The following is a 23,761-nucleotide window of genomic DNA, read 5'->3' as shown; positions in this document are numbered from 1 at the left end:
TTTTTTGTTCTGAATGACACGATGAACGGCTGAAAACCGTATAACGGGCTCTCATCCGCAAACAGGATTATGCCTTCTTCCTGCTGAATACAACAAGATTCAGGAAAGGAGAAGATGCAACATGTTCAGTGCTGTGACTGCCGACGGACGGCTCATTCAGCTGGCCGGAAGCTATTCAAAGGAAAAAGCGGCGGAGCTGAGAAAGAAAAGCTGGTTCTGCCCTGTTTGCAAAAGTGAGCTTGATATCAAACTGGGACGGGAGAAACTGCCGCACTTCGCTCATAAAAAAAGCAGGCTGTGTCCGGGGGAATCCGAACCCGAAAGCGAATACCATCTGGAAGGAAAAAGGCAGCTTTTTCTCTGGCTAAAGACACAAGGGTGCAGTGTCAGCCTGGAACCGTATCTGACTTCCGCTGGACAGCGGCCTGACTTGACGGCAGTAAGCGGAGAAGAGAGGCTGGCTTTTGAATTTCAATGTGCGAACCTTTCGGCGGACTCTTTAAAGAGCCGGACGGCAGGCCTGAAAAATGCCGGTTACCGGCCGGTCTGGATCATCGGGGCAAAACGGTTAAAACGGATGGCCACGCAATTTTTCCGGCTTTCTGCTTTTCACTGGCAGTTCTTTGAAGTCCATTCATTTTCCTCCTTACTGTTTTACTGCCCCGACGCCCGCTCCTTTTACAGGCTGCATTCCATCACTCCGTTTTACACCGGCTATTCTTATGCCGGCTTAACCGCAATCCCTCTTCACAAAGCAAACCTGAACGACATTTGTCATCCGGAAGGGCGGCACAGCGTCAAACTTTCCTCGTGGGGACGTGCCGTAGCCGGCTTCCGCAACAAAAGCGGGCGGTTTTTATCTGAAGATGCCGGTCTTATCCGGCGTCTTTTTTACGAAAGACATCAGGTTGCATTTCCATTTCTCCCCTCTGAAGTGTTTATTCCCGTTTCAGCGGGCTTTGTGTTTGCAAGTCCCGTTTTTGTGTGGCAGAGCCATTTATACTTGCGGCTTGAGGAACTTTTTAAAAAAGGCGCGCCGATCCGATTATCCGGCATGGTTCATGATTTACGGCAAAAAATCAGGGGTAAGGAGATCCGGATGAGGTATGGTTCACAAGATAGCCTTATCGGAATGGCGGTAAAACAATATGCTGATTTCTTATGCTTGCAGGATTTTTTAAGGGAAATTGAGAATGAAGTATATATGCCCTCATCTCCATGGAAGCGCCCTCAAACGGCAGAAGAGCTGCGCCGGCGGGATCTGCTCTTTTTTGGGGAATGAGAATGCTTCATTTCGTTCACCCTAACGTCAAGGTGGTGGCGAATGTGAGGGGCGTACAAGCATTTTGTTTTCGTTTTTTCACTGTATTATTGGTATGCTCGGTCTTATATGCCGCATATGATTTGACAAAAGGCAGTGAAAAGCCGGAAGATAATCACAACACAAGTTTTTGGAGAAACAATCGTTTTTTCAATTGGCTTGAAGTAAAGAAAACGAGGGGGATCACCATGACTGAGGAAAATAAAGCAGCACAGCTGCCTGACAGAAGTGAAGTAAAGGCAGAGCATACATGGAGACTAGAGGATATTTTTCCTAGTGATGAGGCCTGGAATAAAGAATTTCAAGCAGTTAAAGAATTAATCCCGAATTTATCTTCTTTTAAAGGAACGCTTGCTCATTCGGCTGACAATTTATACGCGGCGCTTACGGCACAGGATGAAGTGACGAACCGCCTTGGCAAACTTTATGCATACGCGCATATGCGCTCAGACCAGGATACGGGAAATTCTTTCTACCAAGGGCTGAACGACAAAGCCGCAAGCCTGTATTCCCAGGCTGCCAGCGCGACTGCTTACATTGAACCGGAAATTCTGGCGATTCAGGAGGACAAGCTGCACCAGTTCATTCTGGAAAAAGAAGAGCTTAAGCTTTACTCCCATGCAATTGAAGAAATTACAAAACAGCGCCCGCACGTGCTGAGCGAACAAGAAGAGGCCCTGCTTGCGGAAGCCTCAGAAGCGCTGTCGTCGCCTTCCAATACATTCAGTGTTTTAAATAACGCCGATATTACGTTTCCGTCGATTAAAGATGAAAACGGCAAGGAAACTCAAATCACACACGGCAACTTTATTAATTTCCTGGAAAGCAGCAATCGTGAAGTCCGCAAAAACGCATTTGAAGCCGTATATAAAACATACGGACAGTATAAAAACACGATGGCGACTACACTCAGCGGCACTGTGAAAAAAGATAATTTTTACGCCCGTGTGAAAAAATATAAATCAGCACGGGAAGCGGCTTTATCCAATAACAGCATCCCTGAAGAAGTTTACGATAACCTGATTAAAACGATCAATAAACATCTTCCGTTATTACACCGTTACATTGACCTGCGGAAAAAGGTGCTCGGCCTTGATGAAGTCCATATTTATGACCTTTACACACCGCTTGTAAAAGATTCGGGAATGAAGGTCACATATGAGGAAGCGAAAGATTATATGCTCAAAGGACTTGCTCCGCTGGGCGAGGAATACGCGTCTATTTTAAAAGAAGGACTTGAAAACCGCTGGGTCGATGTATACGAAAACAAAGGAAAACGCAGCGGTGCTTATTCGTCCGGTACATACGGCACGAATCCGTACATCTTGATGAACTGGCATGATAATGTCAATAATCTGTTTACGCTCGTTCACGAGTTCGGCCATTCCGTGCACAGCTACTATACGAGAAAATATCAGCCGTATCCGTACGGTAACTACAGCATTTTTGTCGCTGAAGTCGCTTCAACGACCAATGAAGCGCTGCTCGGTGAATATATGCTGAACAGCTTAAAGGATGAAAAACAGCGTCTGTACCTGCTCAACCACATGCTTGAAGGATTCAGAGGCACAGTGTTCAGACAGACGATGTTCGCTGAATTTGAGCATCTGATTCATACGAAAGCGCAGGAAGGCGAGCCGCTGACGCCTGAACTGCTGAACGAACTTTATTATGATCTGAATAAAAAGTATTTCGGTGACAACATGGTGATTGATAAAGAAATCAGTCTGGAATGGTCAAGAATTCCGCATTTCTATTACAATTATTATGTGTATCAATATGCGACAGGCTACAGTGCGGCCCAAGCGCTGAGCAGCCAGATCTTAAAAGAAGGCAAGCCTGCGGTGGAGCGCTATACCGAATTCTTAAAAGCGGGAAGCTCGGAATATCCGATCGACATACTGAAAAAAGCGGGAGTCGATATGACATCGCCTGAACCGATCGAGGCGGCCTGCAAAATGTTTGAAGAGAAACTGAATGAAATGGAAGAGCTTCTTTCGAAAGTGAACCCTTCGTAATTCAAAAAAGCCTGTGCATAAGATGCGCAGGCTTTTTAAAACCCTTTAAACGTTTTTCTATGGTTCAGTCGGTACAAGGCAAACAATATGGACAGAAACAGCAGGGGAGATGTAATGTAAATCGGCAGCATATGCATCATGGCCAGCAGGTTTAAAAAGAAGAAAAACACAATCATTCCGATGATCAATACGGTGCGGAGCATTGATTTCCCTCCTTGTTTTTCATTGATATATTCTATGAAAACAAGCAGTCAGTTATGTTTTGTGACAAAAATATGAACATTAATCTTATGGCTTGTCAAAACTCGACAAGATTTGATATGATAAGGATGTGAAATTGATCACAAACAAACATTACCCCTTTGTTTGACCGTGAAAAATTTCTCCCATCCCCTTTGTTGTCGTTAAGACATATGAAACCGCGCTTATCCCGGCGCGGTTTCTTTATTTGCACAAAAAAAAGCCGGCTCCGTAAGGAATCAGCTTTTTTTAATGATCACAACAGGTGACATCCTCCTGGGTGCCGGCCAGAGATTTCCAAAACAGACCGTGCTTTGCTTCCACTCTGGCGACCTTTTTGGCGAATGCCAGTTTTTTCATTTCTTTTTCAACTTCTTCTAGACTCAAATCATAAACGAGTGCGATTTCTTTCGATGCGACAAACCGGAAATATTCAATGAAACATTCCAAAGGCGGCGTTTCAGAAGGCTTCGGTTCATCCCCGAGCATTTCGAATAAGATCTCTTCGTATACGTCATAAGAATAGTTGCCGGGAACCTTCAGCCCTTCATCATCATGCAGGCTGTTAAAGAACGTCAATGTCGGGTTGACGGTGACGTCCATTTCCGCCGCGATTTTCATATCGCACTGAAGCGCTTTTACCGCGCTTTGCGAATGGAGGTCGCGCTTGAATTCTTTAACATCCAATTTCGTCTTTTCGGCAATTTCTAAAAGAACGTCTTCATCTGTAATATTCTGCTTGGAGACAAACAGGCTTTCCTGCATGCTGCGGAGAAACAGAATGCCCGCTTTTCTTCCCTGCAGTTCAGCCGCTTTTAAAGCGAGTGCGGCAAGGTAGGGCGATGAAAGAGGCTGATCCTGCTCGAGCCAAAGGCTTCCGTCACAGGGCATCCCGGAACGGTTCGCAATTTTTTCCCAAGCTTCGGCAAGAAGGTGTTTTTTCCGTTTTTGCTTATTCAGCGATGTAATGCTCGCGGAAACAATGATCCGCAGCGTAAAAAAACGTCCGTATTTGATTTTTAATTTTTTTATGGCGGGCTCCAGCGACCAGCATTCAGGACATAAAGGGTCGACAAACATGTAAATTTCGAGCGGTTTTTTTGGATGTCCGTGGCAATGGGCGAAGTATTGCTCATGCTGATAATTCGTCAATATGATCGATCCTCCGCTTCTGACTGGTTTACCATATGCCTGGCCGTCAGTTCCAGACGCCCGTACAGAAATTCACGAATATCGCCCTCCAGCCCGACCTGATCCATCGCTTTGCTCATACAGCTTAGCCACGCATCAGCCCTCTCGTCCGTAATCGGAAAGGGGAGATGCCTTGCCCTGAGCATGGGATGTCCGTGCTCTTCAGTATAAAGAGGAGGTCCGCCCAAATACTGGGTTAAAAATTGCTTTTGTTTTCTGGCCGTTTCAGTCAAATCACTTGGAAATATCGGCTTCAGCAAGGGATGAGACGAGACACGCTCATAAAAAGTATCAACAAGTTGCGATAGAAGTTCCTCTCCAATCGCTTCATATGGTGCGTTAAACGATTGTCCCATGTTGACTACTCCTTTATATGGCTAATAGGAATCATAATTCCCATTGCGAATTTATCTTTTTGTTTTACTATCTTCAGTTACTGTATATTTTAGCAATAACATTTTATTTCTACAAACAAAGTGCCTTTCTGTCAGGCGCTTGTATTTCATATCATATCACATCGCCTTCATTCATGTGTAAGATTTCACTCCGCAAAAAAACCAGAGGGCGAAGGAAGCCTCTCTGGTTTACGCGTAATACTGTTTGGTTATGTTTTTGACATACTGCTGTGTTTCCTTAAACGGCGGAATGCCTCCGTACCGATCTACGTTGCCGAGGCCTGCGTTGTAGGCGGCTAACGCGAGAGATACATCTCCGTCGTATTTCGTGAGCATCTGCTTTAAGTACTTCGTGCCGCCCTCAGCGTTCTGGACGGGATCAAGCGGGTTTGACACCCCGAGTGATTCTGCCGTGGAAGGCATGAGCTGCATCAGTCCCATTGCCCCCGCACCGCTGACCGCTTTCGGATTAAAGCCTGATTCCTGTTTAATAACCGCGCGGATCAGCTTTTCGTCCACACCGTATTTTTCGGCCGCTTTCTGAATGGCGCTGTCTATTGAAAAGTTTCCGGTGCTGATGTCAGAAGCCGCATTCGCAGACTTTATGCTTGGGGAAGCGGTCTGTGAAGCTGCCGCGGAATCGGATGAAACGGGAATTCTCGGTGAATATGAAGCGTGAGCGGTCCGCACACCGTTTAAAATCCCTGATTCCGGCTGCTGCCGGACGGCTGTGTCCGTATACTGGCTGAGAAGCGCGCTGAAATTGGCAAGCGGGCTTTCTGAAGATTGTCCGCCTGAAGCCGTGCTTGTATGAGAGATTGATTGCAGCGCCATTGATTGCAGCTGGAGAAGGGCCGCCCAATTCGTTATATTCACTGTGTCATTCCACCTTTTTTTGTTTCTGTTCATAAAAACGCTGGATTTTATTTTTCGTGATCCGCTCTGGGATGCCGAATTGCTTGAGCAATTGTTCAAACGCCCGTTTTCCTTCATCCCAGTCAGCAGCCTCGAATTCCAATTCAAAGTCTTCTTTCTCTAAATATCGGCTGTGATCTAAAATGATTAAGCCTTTTTCTGATTCTTTTTCCGCGCGTGCGGTCGACAGCGTCCCGAAATAGCAAATGTGTTCTGAGTTGATTCCGAGACCTTCCAGCTGACGTTTGACGGGGCCTTCCGGAATCTTGAAGACGTCAAGATCAGGTGCCGCAAGCTCTTGATGCGTTTCCAGCAGACCGACCGCAGCAGGCTCTTTTAACGTCAGGACGAACGCGCCGTCTTTTTCTCGGATGCGGAGTGCTGATTTTTTTTGTTTCAGGGAAAAATCTTTCGTGTCGAAATAATGATTGACCTGCTGTTTAAAATCATGTTCTTTCATGCAGAGTGCTTCACTCAGCTTCAGAAATTCTGATTTTGTCAGCAGGTTTTTGAATTCAATTTCTATTTCTTGGGTCATGACCGTCTTCCTTTCAGGACGAAAAATTGTATAATTCCCATTATCTCTTTAGAGGTTACGTTTATCAATATCGACCTTGATATGATAAAATAAATGCTGTACTTTGTTAAAAAAGGAGAACATTATGCAAAAGAGAATTGAAATCCAAAATGCATCATTAACAGAAGACGCGCTCCGCTTGAAATGCGGAGAGGACTTAAGCGGAGCGGAACGCAAAGCCTCAGGTCAAATGCTTGTTGATTCCGATCACTTTGCTTTTGTATACATACTTGAATCAGCTGACTCTTTTGAATATGTCATTATAAAAGAACATATCTGGCCGGATCTGAAAGAAGCCTTAGACCAAAGAAAGCCGGCGGTCCTTGAGGCCGGCGGAAAAACGGTTGAACTTTCAGGGCTGCATGAAGAACTCGATTATCTTCTTGAAAATATTAAAGATAATGCAAACTACGGAGATATGGAAGAAAAAGTGAAAAACGTATTTCTTTAGAACAGGTTCGGAATTGGGGGATGTACGATGGATGACAAACAATGGGAGCAATTTCTAGCGCCATACCGCCAGGCTGTTGAAGAATTAAAGGTGAAGCTGAAAGGCGTCAGAACCCTTTATGAGTATGAAGATGACCACTCACCGATTGAGTTTGTGACAGGCCGCGTGAAGCCGGTGGCGAGCATACTTGAAAAAGCGAGACGAAAAAGCATACCGCTTCATCAGATTGAAACGATGCAGGATATCGCGGGGCTGCGTATTATGTGCCAATTTGTCGATGATATCCAGATCGTCAAAAATATGCTGTTTGCCAGAAAAGATTTTACCGTTGTCGATAAGCGGGATTACATAGCAGAGCATAAGGAAAGCGGATATCGGTCTTACCACCTTGTCGTTTTATATCCTTTACAAACAACGTCCGGTGAAAAGCACGTTCTTGTGGAAATACAGATTCGGACGCTTGCCATGAACTTTTGGGCAACCATTGAGCATTCACTGAATTACAAATACAGCGGGAACATTCCCGAAAAAGTAAAGCTGAGGCTGCAGCGGGCCTCAGAAGCCGCATCCCGGCTCGATGAAGAAATGTCAGAAATCCGCGGAGAAATCCAGGAAGCCCAAGCCGCGTTCTCGCGAAAGAAAAAAGCGGGAGACCGCCAGTAGGAAAGGAGGGGAATGGCATGAAATTTGCCGTTTCTTCAAAAGGAGACGAGGTTTCAGATACACTGAAAAGCAAAATACAGGCGTATTTACTCGATTTTGATATGACCTTGGATGAAAAAGAGCCGGAAATCGTTATTTCCGTCGGCGGTGACGGAACGCTTCTTTACGCATTTCACAGGTACAGCGACCGTCTCGATAAAACGGCGTTTGTCGGAGTTCACACGGGGCATTTGGGTTTTTATGCCGATTGGGTTCCGCAGGAGATAGAAAAGCTCGTTCTGGCCATTGCCAAAACGCCGTATCATACCGTGGAGTATCCCCTTCTTGAGGTGATTGTCACTTATCATGATGAAGAGCGTGAGGAGCGGTATCTGGCTTTGAACGAATGTACGATCAAAAGCATAGAAGGCAGTCTCGTCGCTGACGTGGAAATTAAAGGCCAGCTGTTTGAAACGTTCAGGGGGGACGGTTTATGTCTGTCTACGCCTTCCGGAAGCACGGCTTATAATAAGGCGTTAGGCGGCGCAATCATCCACCCTTCCATCAGGGCGATTCAGCTTGCGGAAATGGCATCCATCAACAACAGAGTGTTCAGGACTGTCGGTTCGCCGCTTTTGCTTCCCGATCATCATAACTGTGTCATCAAACCGAGAAACGACGTCGACTTTCAAGTCACAATTGATCATTTAACCTTGCTGCATAAGGATGTCAAGTCCATTCTATGCCGTGTGGCAAATGAAAAAGTCAGATTTGCAAGATTCCGCCCTTTTCCGTTTTGGAAAAGGGTGCAGGACTCCTTTATCGGAAAAGGCGAATAGAAAGAGGAAACGGATTGGACAACTTTTTTATCCAAAAGAACATGACTGCCCGGGAAGCCGGCATGACGATAAAAGAATATACGGCGCAGCTCGGCATTTCAAAGCGGCTACTCGCTGACATTAAATTCGGCGGGGGAGACCTGCTTGTGAACGGAGAGCATGTAACCGTCCGCACCGTGTTAGCGGACGGAGACGTGCTTAAGATTGAATTTCCGAAGGAGCATGTGAGTGAAACGCTTTTGCCTGAGCCGGTTCCGCTTGATATTCTTTATGAAGATGACCATGTGCTTGTGGTCAATAAACAGCCGTATGTCTCCTCAATTCCATCAAGAGAACATCCGTCGGGAAGCATCGCTAACGGAGTGATCAGCCACTACCGAAAAAGCGGCGTGCCATCAACGGTTCATCTTGTCACCCGCCTTGACAGGGATACATCGGGGGCGATGCTGATCGCCAAACATCGGCTTTCCCATTCTCTTTTGTCAGCAGCGCAGAAGAAGGGGCTTGTCAGCAGGCGGTATCTCGCTGTCGTACACGGCATCATGCCGCAGAAGGAAGGAACGGTGGACGCGCCCATCGGAAGAAAACACGACAGTATTATTGAGCGGATGGTAACGCCGGAGGGACAACGAGCGGTGACGCATTTTCAAACGGAAAAAGCGGGACATGCGTTTACGCTTGCAGCCCTGCGGCTGGAAACGGGGCGGACGCATCAAATCCGGGTGCACATGAGCTACCTCGGCCATCCGTTAGTCGGTGATACACTGTACGGCGGAAAAAATGAGGGAATTGCGCGGCAGGCTCTTCACAGTGAGCGGCTTTCATTCGTACACCCCATGACCGGAGAAACGCTCGTTTTTCACGCCCCGGTGCCTGACGATATGAAAACATTAATTGAACACATGTAAAGCCCGAACCGTGTGCCGGTTTCGGGCTTTTTTCATGCCTGCCTGCCGTGATCCTCGCGAAATCGTGAAGCATCATACGGCATTGAGCTTTCCACAGAGACGGTTTCGTGCTCGGGAAAACGAAAGCCTGTCAGTTGATTGCCGAAGACGCAGCCTGTGTCAATGTTGATTGTACGGTTGACGATCCGGGGGCGTTTTACCGGGGTATGGCCGTAAACAATCCATGCCTTGCCTTCGTAAGCGGCGGCCCAGTCTCTTCTGACGGGTCTGCCGTCGGGATACGTTTCACCCGTGATATCGCCGTACAGAACAAATTCTTTTACCTTACGCGAGTATTTACCGATATCGTCAGCTTTTATGCCGGCGTGGGCGACAACGAGATCGCCATTATGTAAAATGTCATAAAGCGGCGCTGACTCATATAATCGGATGAATTGTCTGGAGACTTCCGTTCTGTCGGCGGGAGACAGCTCTTTCAGTTCGGCTGCCGTCGTTTCCAGTCCGTGCATCACTTTTACGGGGTTTCCTTTTAAGTAACGATACAGTTTGTTGCAATGATTTCCCGGGACATAACGGACGGCTCCTTTTTCATATGCTTTTGCCACAAAACGCATCACTTCTACGGATTTTGGGCCTCTGTCCGTTAAATCCCCCGCAAAGACAAGCGTCCTGCCTTCAGAATGAACGGGCGTTCCGTCTTTCACTTCATATCCGAGCTTTTGCATTAACGCGATCATTTCGTCATAACATCCGTGTATATCGCTGATGATGTCATAAGCCATTCGTGTCAGCCTCCTTATTAACGGTTTTTTATTTATTATGGGGCTAATTCCTATACCTAATTACGCTGTTTTTGCACAAATTAAAAAAAGAATTAAAGAAATAAAGCCTTATCACTTTTTTTTCGCGTTCAGCCTTGTTAGAATATGCGTTATGTTTTTAAAAAAAAGTAAGGTTTCGCCCGCTTTAAGCGGGCTTTTATAACCCTTGTTTTAAGGAGGTATTTACGAATGGAACACACATCTGTCGCATCTTTAGTCGTCGTTCTGATCGTCGCTTTTTTGACGCCGCTCCTTTTACATCGGTTTAAGCTCAGCATCCCCGTCGTCGTCGCGGAGATCATCATGGGGCTTATTATCGGAAAAAGCGGCCTGAATCTTGTCGTTCAGGGAGACACGTGGCTGGAGACGCTGTCTGTTCTCGGCTTTATCTTTTTAATGTTTTTAAGCGGCTTGGAAATTGATTTTTCTTCATTTGAGAAAGGGAAGAAAAAACAATTCCTTCCGAATGGCAAGGAAGCGCCCAACACGTTTTCTGCCGCACTGATTATCTTTTTCGGCATCTTTATTTTATCATTGCTGCTGTCCTATGCTTTTGTATTAGCCGGTTTTATACAAAACGCATTTTTAATGACGCTTATTATTTCGACGATATCACTCGGCGTGGTGGTCCCGACTTTAAAGGAAGAACGGATCATGAACTCCAATATCGGCCAGATCATCCTGCTTGTCGCTGTTATCGCGGACTTGGCTACGATGATTCTGCTCGCTTTTTTCTCTTCTCTTTACGGAGAAGACAGCGGAAATATGTGGCTTCTGTTGATTCTTTTTGCCGCGGGGGTCGTGCTGTATTTCTTCGGCAGGATCTTTAAACACCGTTCATTTGTGCAGTCGATGTCTAAAGGCACCGTGCAGATCGGCACGCGGGCCATTTTCACACTGATTATCGTGCTTGTCGCTTTATCGGAATCTCTCGGGGCGGAAAATATTCTCGGCGCGTTTTTGGCAGGCGTTCTGGTATCGCTTCTGTCTCCGAATAAAGAAATGGTGGAACAGCTGGATTCATTCGGCTACGGGTTTTTAATTCCGATCTTTTTCGTCATGGTCGGGGTGAAATTGGACATTTGGACACTTTTCCAAGATCCGAAAACAGTAACGATGATTCCGCTGCTTCTGCTTGCGCTGTTTATCAGCAAAATGTTCCCGGTGTTTTATTTAAAGAAATGGTATGACAAAAGAACCGTGTTTGCTTCGGGCTTTTTGCTGACGTCCACGCTGTCGCTTGTTATCGCGGCGGCTACGATCGGAGAAAGGCTCCACATTATCAGCGCCAATATGTCCGGCGCGCTGACTTTAGTTGCGGTTATTGCCAGCATCATCACGCCGATCGGCTTTAAGAAATTATACAAACGGCAAAGCGCGCCGCAGGAAAAAAAGCGCATTACATTTATCGGCGCCAACCAAATGACACTTCCGGTTACGCTGGAATTGCCTGAGGAGGAATATGAAGTACGGGTCGTCCATGTGTATCAGGAAAATGCCGGGGAAACGCTTGCGGAATCGGTTTTTTCGGTTGACACGATTTCTGATTACGAGCCCGGTACGCTTGAGTCGCACGGTATTTTCAAAACGGATATTCTTGTCGTGGCGACGGGAAATGAAGATGTGAACGCCGAAATTTCCTTAATAGCGAAAGAGAAAGGGACTGAGCGTATCATCGCAAGCGTCGGCTCGGTTGAGCATGAAACAAAACTGAAGGAAGAGGGCATCAGTATTTTTTCTATCCTTCTGTCTACAAAAACGCTCTTGCGCGCATTAATTGAGGCGCCGGGTGTGATGAGCCTCCTGACGAATGAGGAGTCTTCGTTATATCAGATCAATCTGGAAAACCCGGCGTATAACGGCATCATTCTGCGGGAATTTCCGCTGATGGGCGATGTGATTTTCGTCCGGATTTTCAGAGGTGTGGACAGCATCGTTCCGCACGGAGACACGCGGCTGAAAACAGGAGACCGTCTCATCGTTACGGGCTCGCGCAACTACGTGTCGGAACTGAGAAAAATCCTTGAAGCTTGACCAAATTGCAATTCGTGATAATATAGAAGGCATAACAATTAAATCATTAATCGTATGACCACTAGGGGTGTCCTTCATAAGGGCTGAGATAAAAGTGAGACTTTTAGACCCTCATAACTTGAACAGGTTCAGACCTGCGTAGGGAAGTGGAGCGGTATTTTTTTGGGGTTCCTTTTATCCATTTAAATTCCAAACCACTTTTCCGATGCGGGAAAGTGGTTTTTTTATTTTATCAGGGGGGAAGACATGATGACATTTTCTGAAGAATGCAGACAGGCGGCTGCCGAATGGTGGGACGGAAGTTTTGTTCATCCGTTTGTAACGGGAATCGGTGACGGAAGCCTGCCGATAGACCGTTTCAGCTATTACGTGCTGCAAGATTCCTACTATTTGACGCATTTTGCAAAAGTTCAGGCGTTCGGCGCCGCATATGCCGAAGACTTGTTTACGACGGGCAGGATGGCGGGCCACGCTCAAGGGACATATGAAGCGGAAATGGCGCTGCACCGCGAGTTTACGGAGCTTTTAGGGATTACGGAAGAAGACCGTGCGGCATTTAAACCGGCACCGACCGCCTATTCTTATACGTCTCATATGTACAGATCGGTGATGAGCGGCAATTTTGGAGAAATATTAGCTGCGCTTCTGCCCTGTTATTGGCTTTATTATGAAGTCGGCGAACACTTAAAAGAGTGCAAACCGGAGCATCCGATTTATGAAAAATGGATCGGTACATACGGCGGAGACTGGTTCAGGCAGCAAGTCGAAGAACAAATCAGCCGTTTCGACGAGATTGCTGAAAACAGCACAGAGGACATCCGCGCGAAAATGAAAGAGAATTTTGTGATTTCAAGCTATTATGAATATCAATTTTGGGGAATGGCCTATCAAAAAGAAGGCTGGTCCGAGAAGGGCGGAAAAGAGGTGGAATCCTTTGGAGCTGCACGCGGTAACTGATAATCGCAAACCCGTTGCCGAGCTGGCCGAGGATATTCTTTCGATTCAGCGCGAAGTAAGCTTTATCCATATCCGTGAGCGGGATAAAACAGCGGGAGAGATCATGCAGCTTTTGTCCCTTTTGAAAAAGGGCGGTGCGGATAAGGACAAATTGATTATCAATGACAGGGCGGATATCGCGCTTTTTGCCAACATACACCGTGTTCAGCTTCCGTCCCGCAGCTTTTCCGTAAAGCAGGTGCGAAGCAGATTTCCCCATCTTCATATCGGACGTTCGGTTCATTCGCTGAAAGAAGCCATCCAAGCTGAAAAGGAAGATGCGGATTATGTGGTGTTCGGCCATGTATTTGAAACCGAATGTAAACAAGGACTTGAAGCAAGAGGCATCAGCCTGCTTTCAGAGATCAAACGCACGCTTTCCATCCCCGTCATCGCAATCGGCGGAATGACAATGCAGACGATCGGACACACAAAGCAGGCGAAACCGGACGGAATTGCCGTCATGTCAGGTATTTTCTCAGCTGAAAATCCTGAGGAGGCGGCAAAACGGTATGCACGCGCGGTAAGGGAGGCCGATTATGAAGAAGCACTATGATACAGCGGTGATCGGCGGCGGAATTATCGGGTGCGCCATTTCTTATGAGCTGGCGAAGACGCAGCAGAACGTTGTCTTGTTTGAAGCCGGAGAAGTCGGCCGAAAAACGACAAGCGCTGCCGCGGGAATGCTGGGCGCTCATGCGGAATGTGAAAACCGGGATGCGTTTTTTGATTTTGCCATGCACAGTCAAAGGCTGTATGAAGCGGCGGGGCAAGAGCTTGAGGAAGCTTGCGGCATTGACATCAGGCGCCATAACGGCGGAATGCTTAAACTGGCGTATACCGAAGAAGATATCGCCCGTCTACGGAAGATGGATGATCTGCCTTCCGTCACCTGGCTTTCAGCGGAAGATGCCCTTGAAAAAGAGCCTTACGCTTCAGAAGACATTCTCGGCGCAAGTTTTATAAAAGACGATGTCCATGTCGAACCGTACTATGTCTGCAAAGCGTATGCAAAAGAAGCGCGGCGCTATGGCGCTGACATATATGAGCATACACAAGTCACCTCCGTAAAACGGGTGAACGGAGAATATTGCATCACAACATCCGGCGGGGATGTCTATGCTGACAAAGTCGCAGTTGCAAGCGGTGTATGGAGCGGCCGGTTTTTCAGCCAGCTCGGCTTGGGACAGCCTTTTTTTCCTGTGAAGGGAGAATGCCTTTCCGTGTGGAATGACGATACCCCGCTGACCAAAACCCTTTACCATGATCATTGTTATGTCGTCCCGAGAAAAAGCGGCCGGCTTGTCATCGGCGCCACGATGAAACAGGGCGACTGGAGCGATACGCCTGACATCGGAGGAATTGAGGCCGTCATTGGAAAAGCGAAAACCATGCTTCCCGCCATCGAACATATGAAAATAGACCGGTTTTGGGCGGGACTCAGGCCGGGAACAAGAGACGGAAAGCCGTTTATCGGGCGGCATCCTGAAGACAGCGGCATCATCTTCGCCGCCGGCCATTTTCGGAACGGCATCCTGTTGGCGCCGGCAACGGCTGAAATGGTGCGGGATATGATCCTGGAAAGACAGATTAAACAGGAATGGGAAGAAGCGTTTCGAATTGATCGCAAGGAGGCTGTTCATATATGATTCTTCAGCTGAACGGAAAACAAATTGATTGGAATCGAAATGAGGGGACGGTTCAGGATTTGCTTGAATCGTACCAGCTTGATCAAAGAATCGTAGTTGTGGAGAGAAATAAAGAAATCATTGAAAAAAAGAATTATGAAAATACAAGTTTGTGTGACCGCGATGTCATAGAAATTGTCCATTTTGTAGGAGGCGGATGAGGATGTTAACAATAGGCGGAAAACAGTTTCAGTCAAGATTGCTGTTAGGAACGGGAAAATATCCGAGTTTTGAGATTCAGAAAGAGGCGGTGGCTGTCTCGGAATCAGATATTTTAACCTTTGCGGTGCGGCGGATGAACATCTTTGAAGAGTCTCAGCCTAACTTTCTCGAACAGCTTGATTTGTCTAAATACACGCTTCTGCCGAATACGGCCGGTGCCGCAACGGCTGAAGAGGCGGTCCGAATCGCAAGGCTTGCCAAAGCTTCAGGGCTTTGTGACATGATAAAAGTAGAAGTCATCGGATGCAGCCGGTCACTTTTGCCTGATCCGGTTGAAACGCTGAAAGCATCAGAACAGCTGCTCGAAGAGGGATTTATCGTGCTTCCGTATACGTCAGACGATGTCGTGCTCGCAAGACGTCTTGAGGAGCTCGGAGTGCATGCCATTATGCCGGGCGCTTCCCCGATCGGTTCCGGTCAGGGAATTTTAAATCCGCTGAATCTATCCTTTATCATTGAACAGGCGAAGGTGCCGGTCATTGTCGATGCCGGCGTCGGATCTTCAAAAGACGCCGCCTACGCGATGGAGCTCGGGGCTGACGGCGTGCTGTTAAATACCGCTGTGTCAGGCGCTGATGATCCGGTCAAGATGGCCCGGGCGATGAAGCTTGCCGTAGAAGCGGGCCGCCTTTCTTATGAAGCCGGGAGAATTCCGGTGAAAGATTACGGAACTGCAAGCAGTCCGCGAGACGGTCTTCCGGTATGACGGACAGATATTCCAGACAGGAGCTGTTTCAGCCGATCGGTCCCTCCGGCCAAGAGAAGCTCCGGTCGTCTCATGCCGTGATTATCGGCGCGGGTGCGCTTGGGACGGCAAGTGCGGAGATGCTTGTCAGAGCAGGAGTCGGGAAGGTAACGATCGCTGACAGAGATTATGTGGAGTGGAGTAATCTCCAGCGCCAGCAGCTTTATACCGAAGACGATGTCAGACAGGAAATGCCGAAAGCCGCGGCGGCTGAAAAACGGCTTCGATCTATAAATAGTGATGTAGAGGTCGAGGGATTTGTCATGGATGTCACTGCGGAAAACGCACCCGGATTGATTCGTGACGCCTCTCTCATCGTGGATGCCGCCGACAACTTTGAAACGAGGCTGATTGTGAATGATGCGGCTGTGCAGAAAGGGATTCCCTTTCTGTACGGCGCCTGTGTCGGCAGCTACGGGCTCTCTTTTACCGTCATTCCCGGTGTCACGCCGTGCCTTCACTGTCTGCTTGAGACATTGCCTTTAGGCGGTATGACATGCGATACGGCGGGAATCATCAGCCCGGCTGTATTGCAGACGGCCGTTTTTCAGGCAGCAGATGCGCTGAAGCTGTTAACGGGCGGATCTATCGAGCATGTTCTCCGTTCCTTTGATTTATGGAAAAATGAACGGTCAGAAATAAACGTCGCCCGTCTTAAGTCGGCTGATTGCCCAAGCTGCGGCACAAACAATTTTCCGTTTTTATCCTATGAAAATCAGACAAAAGCGGCGGTTCTGTGCGGGCGGAACACGGTGCAGATCAGAACGGGGATCTCCGAACAGTTTGATCTGCAAAAACTTGCGGGACAGCTCAGACGGACAGGGCTTGATGTTTCAGCCAACCCGTATTTAATTTCGTTTTGCACAGACAAGTTCAAGATGGTTCTGTTTCGTGACGGCAGAGCATTAATACACGGCACAAGTGATATCAGCAGAGCGAAATCTTTTTATCATAAATGGATCGGATAATGCGAAAGGAGAGAAAAACATCATGAGCATATGCAAAGCATTGACGATTGCCGGATCAGATTCAGGAGGCGGTGCCGGTATACAGGCGGATCTCAAAACCTTTCAGGAGCTCGGCGTTTTCGGGATGTCAGCCATTACAGCGGTAACCGCCCAGAACACTTTGGGCGTTCACGGCATTTATCCGCTCACCCGGGAAGCGCTGGGCAGCCAGATTGACGCGGTGGCGGAAGATTTGCGGCCTGACGCTGTAAAAACGGGAATGCTGTGGAGCGCGGAAATGATTGCGGAAATTGCGGAAAAAATGGATCAGTACGGGCTTGATCATGTCATCACCGACCCCGTCATGATTGCCAAAGGAGGCGCTTCCCTGCTGCGTGAGGAATCTCAGGCCGCGTTAAAAGAGCTGTTAATTCCGCGCAGCTATGCGGTGACGCCGAATGTTCCGGAAGCTGAGGTATTGACGGGAATGGAAATCCGAACGTTTGAGGACCGGAAAAAAGCGGCCGAATGCCTTTGCAAGCTTGGTGCAAAGCATGTCATCATAAAAGGCGGACACCAGCCTGAACAGGGGAGAATCGTTGATTTATTATTTGACGGTTCGTCTTTTACCCAAATCAGCCACGCTTATATTGACACCAAACACACCCACGGAACAGGCTGCACGTTCGCAGCCGCGCTGACGGCGGAAACGGCAAAGGGGAAAAGCATTCAGACCGCGTTTGAGACAGCCGTCAATTTTGTGCGGGAAGCCGTGGAACATACGCTCGGCATCGGAGAGGGACACGGCCCGACCAATCATTTTGCCTTTAAAAGGAACAGTCTGCAGACGAGATAAAAAAGAGACCGCTTCAACATCCGCGGTCTTTTTCCCATGCTTTCAATCTGGACAAGGTTATGATATGATAAAAATTAAGATCAGGTACTAAAACTATGTCTTTAAGACGATTACAGGAGGCTTTATACATATGAATTTCTCACTTAAAGGCCGCAACATCGTTGTGATGGGCGTTGCCAATAAACGCAGTATCGCATGGGGAATCGCCCGTTCGCTGCATGAAGCCGGAGCGCGCCTCATTTTCACTTACGCGGGAGAGCGCTTGGAAAAATCAGTTCATGACCTTGCGGCTACATTAGAAAGAAATGATTCCATCATCCTTCCGTGTGATGTGACAAATGACGCTGAGATCGAAACTTGCTTTGCGAGCATTAAAGAGCAGGTCGGCGTGATTCACGGCATCGCGCACTGCATCGCGTTCGCAAACAAAGAAGAGCTTGTCGGCGAATATTTAAATACGAACCGCGAAGGATTCCTGCTTGCGCATAACATCAGTTCTTACTCTCTGACAGCGGTCGCAAAAGCTGCGCGTCCGATTATGACTGAAGGCGGAAGCATCGTTACACTCACTTACCTCGGCGGAGAGCGCGTCGTTTCAAACTATAACGTAATGGGTGTGGCAAAAGCGTCCCTTGATGCGAGCGTCAGATATTTAGCCGCTGACTTAGGAAAAGAAAACATCCGCGTCAACAGCATTTCAGCAGGACCGATCCGTACGCTGTCTGCAAAAGGAATCAGTGATTTCAACTCTATCCTGAAAGAAATTGAAGAGCGCGCGCCGCTGCGCCGCACGACAACACCTGAAGAAGTGGGCGACACGGCTGCATTCTTGTTCAGTGACCTGTCAAGAGGCATCACGGGCGAAAATCTTCACGTTGATTCAGGATTCCATATTACCGCTCGTTAAATAACAAGCAGTCCCTTTCAGGGATTGCTTTTTTCTTTCTTCTGATTTTAATCATTCCGTCATATAAATAAAACATGACAGAATCGGAGGGATGAAGATGTCAAAACAAAACAGAAACGCGGAAAAAAAACCGCTCATGTATATTGTTCAGGCGGATTATTCAGACACGCAATCATCAATGCAGGACATATTAATCAAAAAAAGGAAAGCGCCTCAGCCGCCGGAAGAAGAGCCGATGCATGAAAAGCGGGAGGAAGAATGTAAATCTCAGCCTGAAGGAGCAGCGGCTGTCGAACCAGAAAAGCAAGTGCCTGAACAGCACAGCCGCGCAGAAGAAGCCGTTCAAGAAGTTCCGGCGCAAGCGGAGCAGGACACTGCCAAGCCTGACGCCGCTGAAAAAGAGCCTGAAGCGGTTCACAATGCCGCCCCAGAGGAAAAGGTTCCGCCAAAGCGCGTGAAAAAGCCGATGAGCAGAATGTCTATTCTTGAAAAAATTGATTTCTTAACGAAGCTGCCGCATAATATGCCGCGGACCCTTTGTCTGATAGAAGCCAACGGGAAAACCTACAGAGGCGTAATCGTCGGCAGAAAAAATAATGCGATCTTCCTGCGGACGACAAGCAACGGAGCGCCGGCAGAACTCGCAATAGACGATATTACCTCGCTGCATCCGCTTGGATTTTAACCATACAAAAAGCTGCCTGAATTCTTTAATCCGGCAGCTTATTTTTATGCTTTTTGATTTAAGAATGTGTGCGGTTGATCAGTCTCGGGTTCAGGCAATTGATGGCGCAGAAGCTATGGAGATCGACTTCAACGCAATAGTTCGTTTTTTCTAAACGGAATACATCGCAGAGAGAGTCTTTATCTGTAAAATCAAGAATGTGCTTATGCTCGTCAAAAGCAATAAGCAGGCTTAATGTGGCACAGCCGTCACAGACCCTTTCAACTCTGAAAAAAACGGTGTTAAAACACGGACCGTTATCCAGCTCGCCGACATTTCCGAATGCGGTAAACGGTGATGATTTAGAAGTGAAAAGCACAAACGGAACTGTATCGCCTAATGAAAAACCCGGCGATAAAAGGTTGGAATAGCATCCGGTCGGGCAATCTTCCTCGACCGCATTTTGCAGGTCTTCAATATTTTCTACCGCTTCACGCACACAGTATGTTGTATGCTTGCTCATAATATCCCTCCTGACTTCACGTTTTATATACCGGATTAAACGATATCGGAGAGTCAGCCGCCCGGAAGTCCGGGCGGGCTGATGATTGCATCTGTAATAGAAGGTTGGAAGGGGATTCTTCTTTAGGAAAGATGCGAATCAATGACTATCCGTGATGCTTTTTCTCTTTGTGCGGCGCAGGCCGGTCAACAAGCTCCGGTGAAAGGCATTGAATGGCGCTGAAGCAGCTCAGATCAACTTCAATGCAAAAATCTGTTTTTTCTAAACCGAAGAAATCCGGGTCACAAGGATGGCAGACGCTGAGGGTGTCGCCGTGCACATCTACGGGGCGCAATACTGAAAGCGTTGCGCAGCAATCACAAACTCTTTCTGCCCGGAAGAAAATAGACTCGAAGCACTGGCTGTCATCCGCAAATCCTCCGACGTTCCCGAATGTGGAGAACAAACCGCCTTTTTTATCAAACAAGAGAAACGGGATGGTATCTTTACCGGTAACCGTCGGGCTTAACAGATTGGTATAGCATCCAGTCGGGCATTGTTCTTCAACAGCCTCTTGTTCTGCTAAAATCTTCTCGACTGCATCGCATACACAACTTTCATCTCGGCCATGGTGTTTTCCGCAGCTCATGGATTTCAGCTCCTTCTTTTAGGGTATTTGACTTTTGTCTTTAACAACATATGTACGCGAGCCTCACTTGGTGTGGGTGAACGTCTATATATTCATCATATGCGGAGAAAATAAGAAAAAGCAGAGCATTTTTAGCTCTGCTTTTTCTTTTTAGAGGATCAGGGTGATGACTAAGATGGCAACCAGTGTATTTGTCGCTGTTGAGATCAACACTGCGATATCGGCATCTACTGTTGTCACGTTTACGCCGCGGGAGTTTTCGATGAGCAGTTTTTGACGGTTGATTTGTTTGTTAGCTGTTAGCTGCAATAAGTCTTGTGCGACCAATTCAGCGATGACTCCGTCAGCGATTGAAGTGAGAGTGGCCGTTACGACTGCTGCATTAAGAGCTGTCATGACTGAAGCGACTGCCTGAACGTCTGTTGACGTTACGTTAATATCACAAGAGTCTCTGATAATAATCGCTTCTTCAGAAACTTGTTTGTTGAGATTCGCTTGAGCCAGGTCCTGGTCGATGAAGGCATTATCTTCGCCGAATCCGTTTCCGTTACAGCAAACACTGCATCTTCTGCCTTCTTTTTCTTCTTTTTCTTCTCGCGGATGTTCGCATTCAGGATCAAGTGCAACCCAAGAGTATGGTCTGCTTTCCATATCTATTCCTCCTTTTCTTTTACTAATATTAAATGAGCCGGCCCCTTACTTTGACTCAGGCATCTATCCTGATAAAAATCACTATTTTTTAGTTATTGACCGGGATTTTGGCGTCTTTGCCGGAGCTGTTCGATTAATTGTTCTCTGCGGGTTTGCGGATTTGTCTGCTGTTCTTGCGCTTTTTCCTGCTCTTTTTTCTGTTTCTGGCTTTCAAGAAAAGCTTCTGATTTCGCCTGCATGTCTTTGACTAATGCGATCAGCATTTCTTTTTCTTCATCAGGGATTTCCCTCATTTTATCCTTTGTCACGCCGTGTTTTTTGAAGACATTGCTGACAAGCACTTTTAAAAGCGGATCCACTTCTGGTAGACTTTCGAGTTCTTTTTTTATTTTTTCGTTATCTGCCATTTGTTCTCACCTCTATTTAAATATTTGAAAAGAAAGGTTAAAGGATGTCTAGTTCAGCAAAAAGTATATTTAATAATTGAAACAAAGTTTGTACAAAGGCCATGATATCGTCTGCAGTCAGTGTGATTTTGACATTGCGGCTGTTAATGACTTGAATGAGGGTTCGCTTTTTTATTTGGCAATCATCGAGGATCAGCAGTTCGGTTGCCATTTGGTCGGCTGTGTCTTCATCTGCGATCGCGAGCTGTGTCGCAAGGATAATCGCCGTAGTAACTGAAGCTTGTATTGAAAGAGCGGCCGTTATAAGTGTTGTATCTATTGTGACATTTTCGCAATCAATCACTTCGATCTTCTGCTCGAATTCGTTGGATAATTGTTCGAATATTTGCGGCTGCAGTGTTTCGACTTTTTCTTCAAACGACATAACCTTCACTCCTTTCTCATTCATACTTTATATAATGCAAATGAAACGCCGAGCGGAATAAGAAAAACAACTAAATCGCACCTATTTTTTTATCGGACAAGGTGCGATTCATGAAGATCAGGGTTTTCGCATATGTATAAAGAGGTCAAGTTTTGAAAAGGAGTGAACAGGTGGTTATCAATTGGCTTTCATTTATTCTGTTATCGTTTGCCGTTTTCCGGCTGGCCAGGCTTTTCGTATTTGACACCATTATGGCGCCGCTTCGGAGCCTTTTTCACGAGGAAAAAACAGAAACCGCACCAGACGGCACGACAGAAACCTACATTGTCATAAAAGGAAAAGGCATCAGGGCATTTATCGGTGAACTTCTCAGCTGCTACTGGTGTACGGGCGTGTGGTGCGCCGCCTTTTTAATTGCGGCCCAGATTGTGGTACCCGAGGCTGCGCAATGGCTGATTTTGCTGTTAGCCATCGCCGGCGCGGCCGGGATCATTGAAGCTGCGGTTTCTCGTCTTCTGCAGGAATAAGGCGGTTCCACCAGCAACTTACCGTCACTTTCGGCATAAACTGGCATATATGACATAAGGAAAGGAAGGATCACCATGAATCAATCAAGCAAACCTTCCCAACATTCTCCATACAAGTCAACTGTGCATCAGCCTTACGAAAAAAAAATTAAGAAAAAAGGCTGCGGCTGCGGCCAAAAGAAAAAACCGAAATAGCCGTTTTCTAAAAAACCGGAACTTCCGGTTTTTTTGTTTTTTGCCGAACGCCGGCCTCTGTTCGGCATAGATCATAGAAGGAGGGGATGTTATGAATATATTTGAATCATTCATAAACGGTAAATACCGCCGGCACAATCAAAACCAGCGGGAGCATGACAAATATATCTTATCTATTGAAAAACAGCTGTCTGAGTTTGATGAAGCGGGATCGCGCTTTGAGGAATGGATAGATGTGTTTGCCGCCGAAACAGAAGCAAAACTGAAGAAAAATGAGCATTCTCACTAAAATGAATGAAATCCGCACCGGCCCTATGCATTTATCCAAGCCAAACAAGTCGGCTCACATAGAGTATAGAGAGTAAAGGAGGTGCTTAGATATGGGATTCGGATATGGCGGATTCGGCGGCGGCTACGGCGGTTATGGCGGCTGCGGCGGATACGGAGGCGGCTATGTCGGAGGCGGATACGGCTCAACATTTGTTCTTGTTGTCGTATTGTTCATCCTTCTGATCATTGTCGGTGCATCCTTTTTTGGCTAAACCTTAGCAAGACCTTGGATAAGCGCGGGACCGTTCAGTCCCGTGCTTCCCTGATGTATGAAGGAGTATAGAGACGGGGCACTCGGAATTTTTTCCTTGTCTTACGGGCACATGTTCCGCTCTTTATTCATACAATATCGTATTACTCCACAAAAGGAGGCACACCATGGATAATCAATTTTTCAAAAATATTGAGAAGAAAACAGGCGTCAGCATGAAGGATGTCATGAACCTTGCAGGATCATTGCAAAATGCCAATTTCAAAGATGAAAACACGGTGAGAGGCGTCATTCAGAAGGTGTCCCAGCTGGCTAACAAGCGTGTTCCGAAAGAATTGGAAGACAAAATCGTTCAATCTATTACAAGCGGTAAAGAGAAACTTGATTTTGGCACCATTTCTAAAATGCTGAACAATAAATAGGCATCAGCCGGCCTTGCTAAAAAGGCCTTTTTATGTGAGAAGAACCCGGCAGTGATCTGCCGGGTT

31 protein-coding genes and 1 riboswitch are annotated in these 23,761 nt (G+C 47.0%); of the genes, 20 read left to right on the top strand and 11 right to left on the bottom strand.

Translation table 11 applies throughout. The features are described 5' to 3' along the window. Positions 1–121: 121 nt before the first annotated feature. Entirely contained in the window at positions 122–1,282 is a 1,161-nt protein-coding gene (locus tag AR442_RS13730; RefSeq protein WP_014417422.1) for a competence protein CoiA family protein, read from the top strand. Positions 1,283–1,509: 227 nt separating this feature from the next. Beyond that, positions 1,510–3,339 carry an oligoendopeptidase F gene (gene pepF, locus AR442_RS13725; RefSeq protein WP_003155028.1) on the top strand — a complete coding sequence of 610 codons (1,830 nt, stop codon included), beginning with the start codon at positions 1,510–1,512 and terminating at the stop codon, positions 3,337–3,339. 35 nt (positions 3,340–3,374) lie between these two features. Here the strand turns inward: pepF and AR442_RS20665 are convergent, their stop codons facing one another. The 5 genes from AR442_RS20665 to AR442_RS13705 form a co-directional block, all read right to left on the bottom strand. Next, a complete protein-coding gene (locus tag AR442_RS20665; protein WP_003155026.1) occupies positions 3,375–3,542 on the bottom strand; it encodes a hypothetical protein in 168 nt (55 codons plus the stop codon). A 286-nt stretch (positions 3,543–3,828) separates the two neighbouring features. Continuing rightward, positions 3,829–4,731, bottom strand: coding sequence for a protease adaptor protein SpxH (gene spxH, locus AR442_RS13720; RefSeq protein ID WP_053285056.1), 903 nt, complete (start codon positions 4,729–4,731; stop codon positions 3,829–3,831). After that, a complete protein-coding gene (locus AR442_RS13715) occupies positions 4,728–5,126 on the bottom strand; it encodes a globin domain-containing protein (RefSeq protein WP_003155023.1) in 399 nt (132 codons plus the stop codon). Before AR442_RS13715 ends, spxH begins: the two co-directional genes overlap by 4 nt. A 228-nt stretch (positions 5,127–5,354) precedes the next feature. Next, the gene (locus AR442_RS13710) at positions 5,355–6,041 is read right to left on the bottom strand and encodes a lytic transglycosylase domain-containing protein (protein ID WP_053285055.1); all 687 of its coding nucleotides are present in this window, start codon (positions 6,039–6,041) and stop codon (positions 5,355–5,357) included. 4 nt (positions 6,042–6,045) lie between these two features. Further along, a complete protein-coding gene (locus AR442_RS13705; RefSeq protein WP_021494986.1) occupies positions 6,046–6,618 on the bottom strand; it encodes a CYTH domain-containing protein in 573 nt (190 codons plus the stop codon). Positions 6,619–6,742: 124 nt separating this feature from the next. Between AR442_RS13705 and AR442_RS13700 the strand changes: the two genes are divergently transcribed. Genes AR442_RS13700 through AR442_RS13685 form a run of 4 tightly spaced genes read left to right on the top strand, consistent with a single transcriptional unit; the run spans position 6,743 to position 9,497 of the window. Continuing rightward, a complete protein-coding gene (locus AR442_RS13700; RefSeq protein WP_012117290.1) occupies positions 6,743–7,108 on the top strand; it encodes a UPF0738 family protein in 366 nt (121 codons plus the stop codon). A gap of 27 nt (positions 7,109–7,135) precedes the next feature. Beyond that, positions 7,136–7,771, top strand: a complete 636-nt coding sequence (gene yjbM, locus AR442_RS13695; RefSeq protein ID WP_003155019.1) for a GTP diphosphokinase — start codon at positions 7,136–7,138, stop codon at positions 7,769–7,771. Positions 7,772–7,788: 17 nt separating this feature from the next. Then, entirely contained in the window at positions 7,789–8,589 is an 801-nt protein-coding gene (locus AR442_RS13690) for an NAD kinase (RefSeq protein ID WP_003155018.1), read from the top strand. Between the two features lie 14 nt (positions 8,590–8,603). Further along, positions 8,604–9,497: an RluA family pseudouridine synthase gene (locus AR442_RS13685; protein ID WP_014417427.1), complete on the top strand. Its 894-nt coding sequence runs from the start codon at positions 8,604–8,606 to the stop codon at positions 9,495–9,497. Between the two features lie 32 nt (positions 9,498–9,529). Here AR442_RS13685 and prpE read toward each other — a convergent pair whose 3' ends face one another. Beyond that, a complete protein-coding gene (gene prpE, locus AR442_RS13680; protein ID WP_007409101.1) occupies positions 9,530–10,279 on the bottom strand; it encodes a bis(5'-nucleosyl)-tetraphosphatase PrpE in 750 nt (249 codons plus the stop codon). 228 nt (positions 10,280–10,507) lie between these two features. Here prpE and AR442_RS13675 point away from each other — a divergent pair, with 228 nt between their 5' ends. The 10 genes from AR442_RS13675 (at position 10,508) to AR442_RS13630 (ending at position 19,398) form a co-directional block, all read left to right on the top strand. Beyond that, positions 10,508–12,352, top strand: coding sequence for a monovalent cation:proton antiporter family protein (locus tag AR442_RS13675; RefSeq protein ID WP_053285054.1), 1,845 nt, complete (start codon positions 10,508–10,510; stop codon positions 12,350–12,352). 53 nt (positions 12,353–12,405) lie between these two features. Beyond that, a riboswitch (TPP riboswitch) is annotated at positions 12,406–12,514 on the top strand. 87 nt (positions 12,515–12,601) lie between these two features. Continuing rightward, positions 12,602–13,309 (top strand): thiaminase II, encoded by a 708-nt coding sequence (tenA, locus tag AR442_RS13670; RefSeq protein ID WP_053285097.1) that lies wholly within the window; start codon positions 12,602–12,604, stop codon positions 13,307–13,309. Further along, entirely contained in the window at positions 13,287–13,904 is a 618-nt protein-coding gene (gene tenI / locus AR442_RS13665) for a thiazole tautomerase TenI (protein WP_014721002.1), read from the top strand. Before tenA ends, tenI begins: the two co-directional genes overlap by 23 nt. Further along, positions 13,888–14,997: a glycine oxidase ThiO gene (gene thiO, locus AR442_RS13660; RefSeq protein WP_053285053.1), complete on the top strand. Its 1,110-nt coding sequence runs from the start codon at positions 13,888–13,890 to the stop codon at positions 14,995–14,997. The genes tenI and thiO overlap by 17 nt, the downstream gene beginning before the upstream one ends. Continuing rightward, positions 14,994–15,197 carry a sulfur carrier protein ThiS gene (gene thiS / locus AR442_RS13655; protein WP_007409096.1) on the top strand — a complete coding sequence of 68 codons (204 nt, stop codon included), beginning with the start codon at positions 14,994–14,996 and terminating at the stop codon, positions 15,195–15,197. The genes thiO and thiS overlap by 4 nt, the downstream gene beginning before the upstream one ends. After that, on the top strand, positions 15,194–15,964 hold the full coding sequence (gene thiG / locus AR442_RS13650; RefSeq protein WP_007610655.1) for a thiazole synthase: 771 nt from the start codon (positions 15,194–15,196) through the stop codon (positions 15,962–15,964). The genes thiS and thiG overlap by 4 nt, the downstream gene beginning before the upstream one ends. Then, positions 15,961–16,971 carry a thiazole biosynthesis adenylyltransferase ThiF gene (thiF, locus tag AR442_RS13645; protein WP_053285052.1) on the top strand — a complete coding sequence of 337 codons (1,011 nt, stop codon included), beginning with the start codon at positions 15,961–15,963 and terminating at the stop codon, positions 16,969–16,971. Before thiG ends, thiF begins: the two co-directional genes overlap by 4 nt. Positions 16,972–16,993: 22 nt before the next feature. After that, positions 16,994–17,806: a bifunctional hydroxymethylpyrimidine kinase/phosphomethylpyrimidine kinase gene (gene thiD, locus AR442_RS13640; protein WP_053285051.1), complete on the top strand. Its 813-nt coding sequence runs from the start codon at positions 16,994–16,996 to the stop codon at positions 17,804–17,806. A 130-nt stretch (positions 17,807–17,936) separates the two neighbouring features. Then, positions 17,937–18,713, top strand: coding sequence for an enoyl-ACP reductase FabI (fabI, locus tag AR442_RS13635; protein WP_053285050.1), 777 nt, complete (start codon positions 17,937–17,939; stop codon positions 18,711–18,713). A gap of 97 nt (positions 18,714–18,810) precedes the next feature. After that, a complete protein-coding gene (locus tag AR442_RS13630) occupies positions 18,811–19,398 on the top strand; it encodes a CotO family spore coat protein (protein ID WP_053285049.1) in 588 nt (195 codons plus the stop codon). 58 nt (positions 19,399–19,456) lie between these two features. Here AR442_RS13630 and cotZ read toward each other — a convergent pair whose 3' ends face one another. From cotZ to AR442_RS13605, 5 genes are all read right to left on the bottom strand, one after another. After that, a complete protein-coding gene (gene cotZ / locus AR442_RS13625) occupies positions 19,457–19,900 on the bottom strand; it encodes a spore coat protein CotZ (RefSeq protein WP_021494994.1) in 444 nt (147 codons plus the stop codon). 145 nt (positions 19,901–20,045) lie between these two features. Next, positions 20,046–20,528, bottom strand: coding sequence for a CotY/CotZ family spore coat protein (locus AR442_RS13620; RefSeq protein WP_029973132.1), 483 nt, complete (start codon positions 20,526–20,528; stop codon positions 20,046–20,048). 150 nt (positions 20,529–20,678) lie between these two features. Continuing rightward, positions 20,679–21,179 (bottom strand): spore coat protein CotX, encoded by a 501-nt coding sequence (gene cotX / locus AR442_RS13615; RefSeq protein ID WP_014417434.1) that lies wholly within the window; start codon positions 21,177–21,179, stop codon positions 20,679–20,681. A 92-nt stretch (positions 21,180–21,271) separates the two neighbouring features. Beyond that, positions 21,272–21,586 (bottom strand): hypothetical protein, encoded by a 315-nt coding sequence (locus tag AR442_RS13610; RefSeq protein WP_053285048.1) that lies wholly within the window; start codon positions 21,584–21,586, stop codon positions 21,272–21,274. Positions 21,587–21,623: 37 nt separating this feature from the next. Beyond that, complete coding sequence (locus AR442_RS13605; protein WP_014417436.1) at positions 21,624–22,010, bottom strand: spore coat protein; 387 nt, start codon at positions 22,008–22,010, stop codon at positions 21,624–21,626. A 170-nt stretch (positions 22,011–22,180) separates the two neighbouring features. Here AR442_RS13605 and AR442_RS13600 point away from each other — a divergent pair, with 170 nt between their 5' ends. From AR442_RS13600 to spoVIF, 4 genes are all read left to right on the top strand, one after another. Beyond that, positions 22,181–22,537: a DUF1360 domain-containing protein gene (locus AR442_RS13600; RefSeq protein ID WP_014417437.1), complete on the top strand. Its 357-nt coding sequence runs from the start codon at positions 22,181–22,183 to the stop codon at positions 22,535–22,537. A gap of 286 nt (positions 22,538–22,823) precedes the next feature. Further along, complete coding sequence (locus tag AR442_RS13595; RefSeq protein ID WP_012117306.1) at positions 22,824–23,021, top strand: hypothetical protein; 198 nt, start codon at positions 22,824–22,826, stop codon at positions 23,019–23,021. A 91-nt stretch (positions 23,022–23,112) separates the two neighbouring features. Then, positions 23,113–23,274, top strand: coding sequence for a YjcZ family sporulation protein (locus tag AR442_RS13590; RefSeq protein ID WP_007610678.1), 162 nt, complete (start codon positions 23,113–23,115; stop codon positions 23,272–23,274). A gap of 166 nt (positions 23,275–23,440) precedes the next feature. Beyond that, positions 23,441–23,695 (top strand): sporulation-specific transcription regulator SpoVIF, encoded by a 255-nt coding sequence (gene spoVIF, locus AR442_RS13585; protein ID WP_003154986.1) that lies wholly within the window; start codon positions 23,441–23,443, stop codon positions 23,693–23,695. Positions 23,696–23,761: the final 66 nt, after the last annotated feature.

The sequence above is a fragment of the Bacillus velezensis genome (genome assembly GCF_001461825.1).
GTDB lineage: Bacteria > Bacillota > Bacilli > Bacillales > Bacillaceae > Bacillus > Bacillus velezensis.
Note: the sequence above shows the minus strand (reverse complement) of the source record. Positions and strands in the feature narration are given on the sequence as shown.

Bases quoted from the DNA above. Each gene is read 5' to 3' on its own strand.
- thiO (WP_053285053.1), top strand. From the start codon at position 13,888: ATGAAGAAGCACTATGATACAGCGGTGATCGGCGGCGGAATTATCGGG.
- thiD (WP_053285051.1), top strand. From the start codon at position 16,994: ATGAGCATATGCAAAGCATTGACGATTGCCGGATCAGATTCAGGAGGC.
- tenA (WP_053285097.1), top strand. From the start codon at position 12,602: ATGACATTTTCTGAAGAATGCAGACAGGCGGCTGCCGAATGGTGGGAC.
- AR442_RS13620 (WP_029973132.1), bottom strand. From the start codon at position 20,528: ATGAGCTGCGGAAAACACCATGGCCGAGATGAAAGTTGTGTATGCGAT.
- AR442_RS13705 (WP_021494986.1), bottom strand. From the start codon at position 6,618: ATGACCCAAGAAATAGAAATTGAATTCAAAAACCTGCTGACAAAATCA.
- cotZ (WP_021494994.1), bottom strand. From the start codon at position 19,900: ATGAGCAAGCATACAACATACTGTGTGCGTGAAGCGGTAGAAAATATT.
- prpE (WP_007409101.1), bottom strand. From the start codon at position 10,279: ATGGCTTATGACATCATCAGCGATATACACGGATGTTATGACGAAATG.
- AR442_RS13595 (WP_012117306.1), top strand. From the start codon at position 22,824: ATGAATATATTTGAATCATTCATAAACGGTAAATACCGCCGGCACAAT.
- fabI (WP_053285050.1), top strand. From the start codon at position 17,937: ATGAATTTCTCACTTAAAGGCCGCAACATCGTTGTGATGGGCGTTGCC.
- AR442_RS20665 (WP_003155026.1), bottom strand. From the start codon at position 3,542: ATGCTCCGCACCGTATTGATCATCGGAATGATTGTGTTTTTCTTCTTT.
- thiS (WP_007409096.1), top strand. From the start codon at position 14,994: ATGATTCTTCAGCTGAACGGAAAACAAATTGATTGGAATCGAAATGAG.
- cotX (WP_014417434.1), bottom strand. From the start codon at position 21,179: ATGGAAAGCAGACCATACTCTTGGGTTGCACTTGATCCTGAATGCGAA.
- AR442_RS13690 (WP_003155018.1), top strand. From the start codon at position 7,789: ATGAAATTTGCCGTTTCTTCAAAAGGAGACGAGGTTTCAGATACACTG.
- thiF (WP_053285052.1), top strand. From the start codon at position 15,961: ATGACGGACAGATATTCCAGACAGGAGCTGTTTCAGCCGATCGGTCCC.
- AR442_RS13590 (WP_007610678.1), top strand. From the start codon at position 23,113: ATGGGATTCGGATATGGCGGATTCGGCGGCGGCTACGGCGGTTATGGC.
- AR442_RS13605 (WP_014417436.1), bottom strand. From the start codon at position 22,010: ATGTCGTTTGAAGAAAAAGTCGAAACACTGCAGCCGCAAATATTCGAA.
- AR442_RS13610 (WP_053285048.1), bottom strand. From the start codon at position 21,586: ATGGCAGATAACGAAAAAATAAAAAAAGAACTCGAAAGTCTACCAGAA.
- pepF (WP_003155028.1), top strand. From the start codon at position 1,510: ATGACTGAGGAAAATAAAGCAGCACAGCTGCCTGACAGAAGTGAAGTA.
- AR442_RS13730 (WP_014417422.1), top strand. From the start codon at position 122: ATGTTCAGTGCTGTGACTGCCGACGGACGGCTCATTCAGCTGGCCGGA.
- spoVIF (WP_003154986.1), top strand. From the start codon at position 23,441: ATGGATAATCAATTTTTCAAAAATATTGAGAAGAAAACAGGCGTCAGC.
- thiG (WP_007610655.1), top strand. From the start codon at position 15,194: ATGAGGATGTTAACAATAGGCGGAAAACAGTTTCAGTCAAGATTGCTG.
- AR442_RS13715 (WP_003155023.1), bottom strand. From the start codon at position 5,126: ATGGGACAATCGTTTAACGCACCATATGAAGCGATTGGAGAGGAACTT.
- AR442_RS13630 (WP_053285049.1), top strand. From the start codon at position 18,811: ATGTCAAAACAAAACAGAAACGCGGAAAAAAAACCGCTCATGTATATT.
- AR442_RS13700 (WP_012117290.1), top strand. From the start codon at position 6,743: ATGCAAAAGAGAATTGAAATCCAAAATGCATCATTAACAGAAGACGCG.
- AR442_RS13675 (WP_053285054.1), top strand. From the start codon at position 10,508: ATGGAACACACATCTGTCGCATCTTTAGTCGTCGTTCTGATCGTCGCT.
- yjbM (WP_003155019.1), top strand. From the start codon at position 7,136: ATGGATGACAAACAATGGGAGCAATTTCTAGCGCCATACCGCCAGGCT.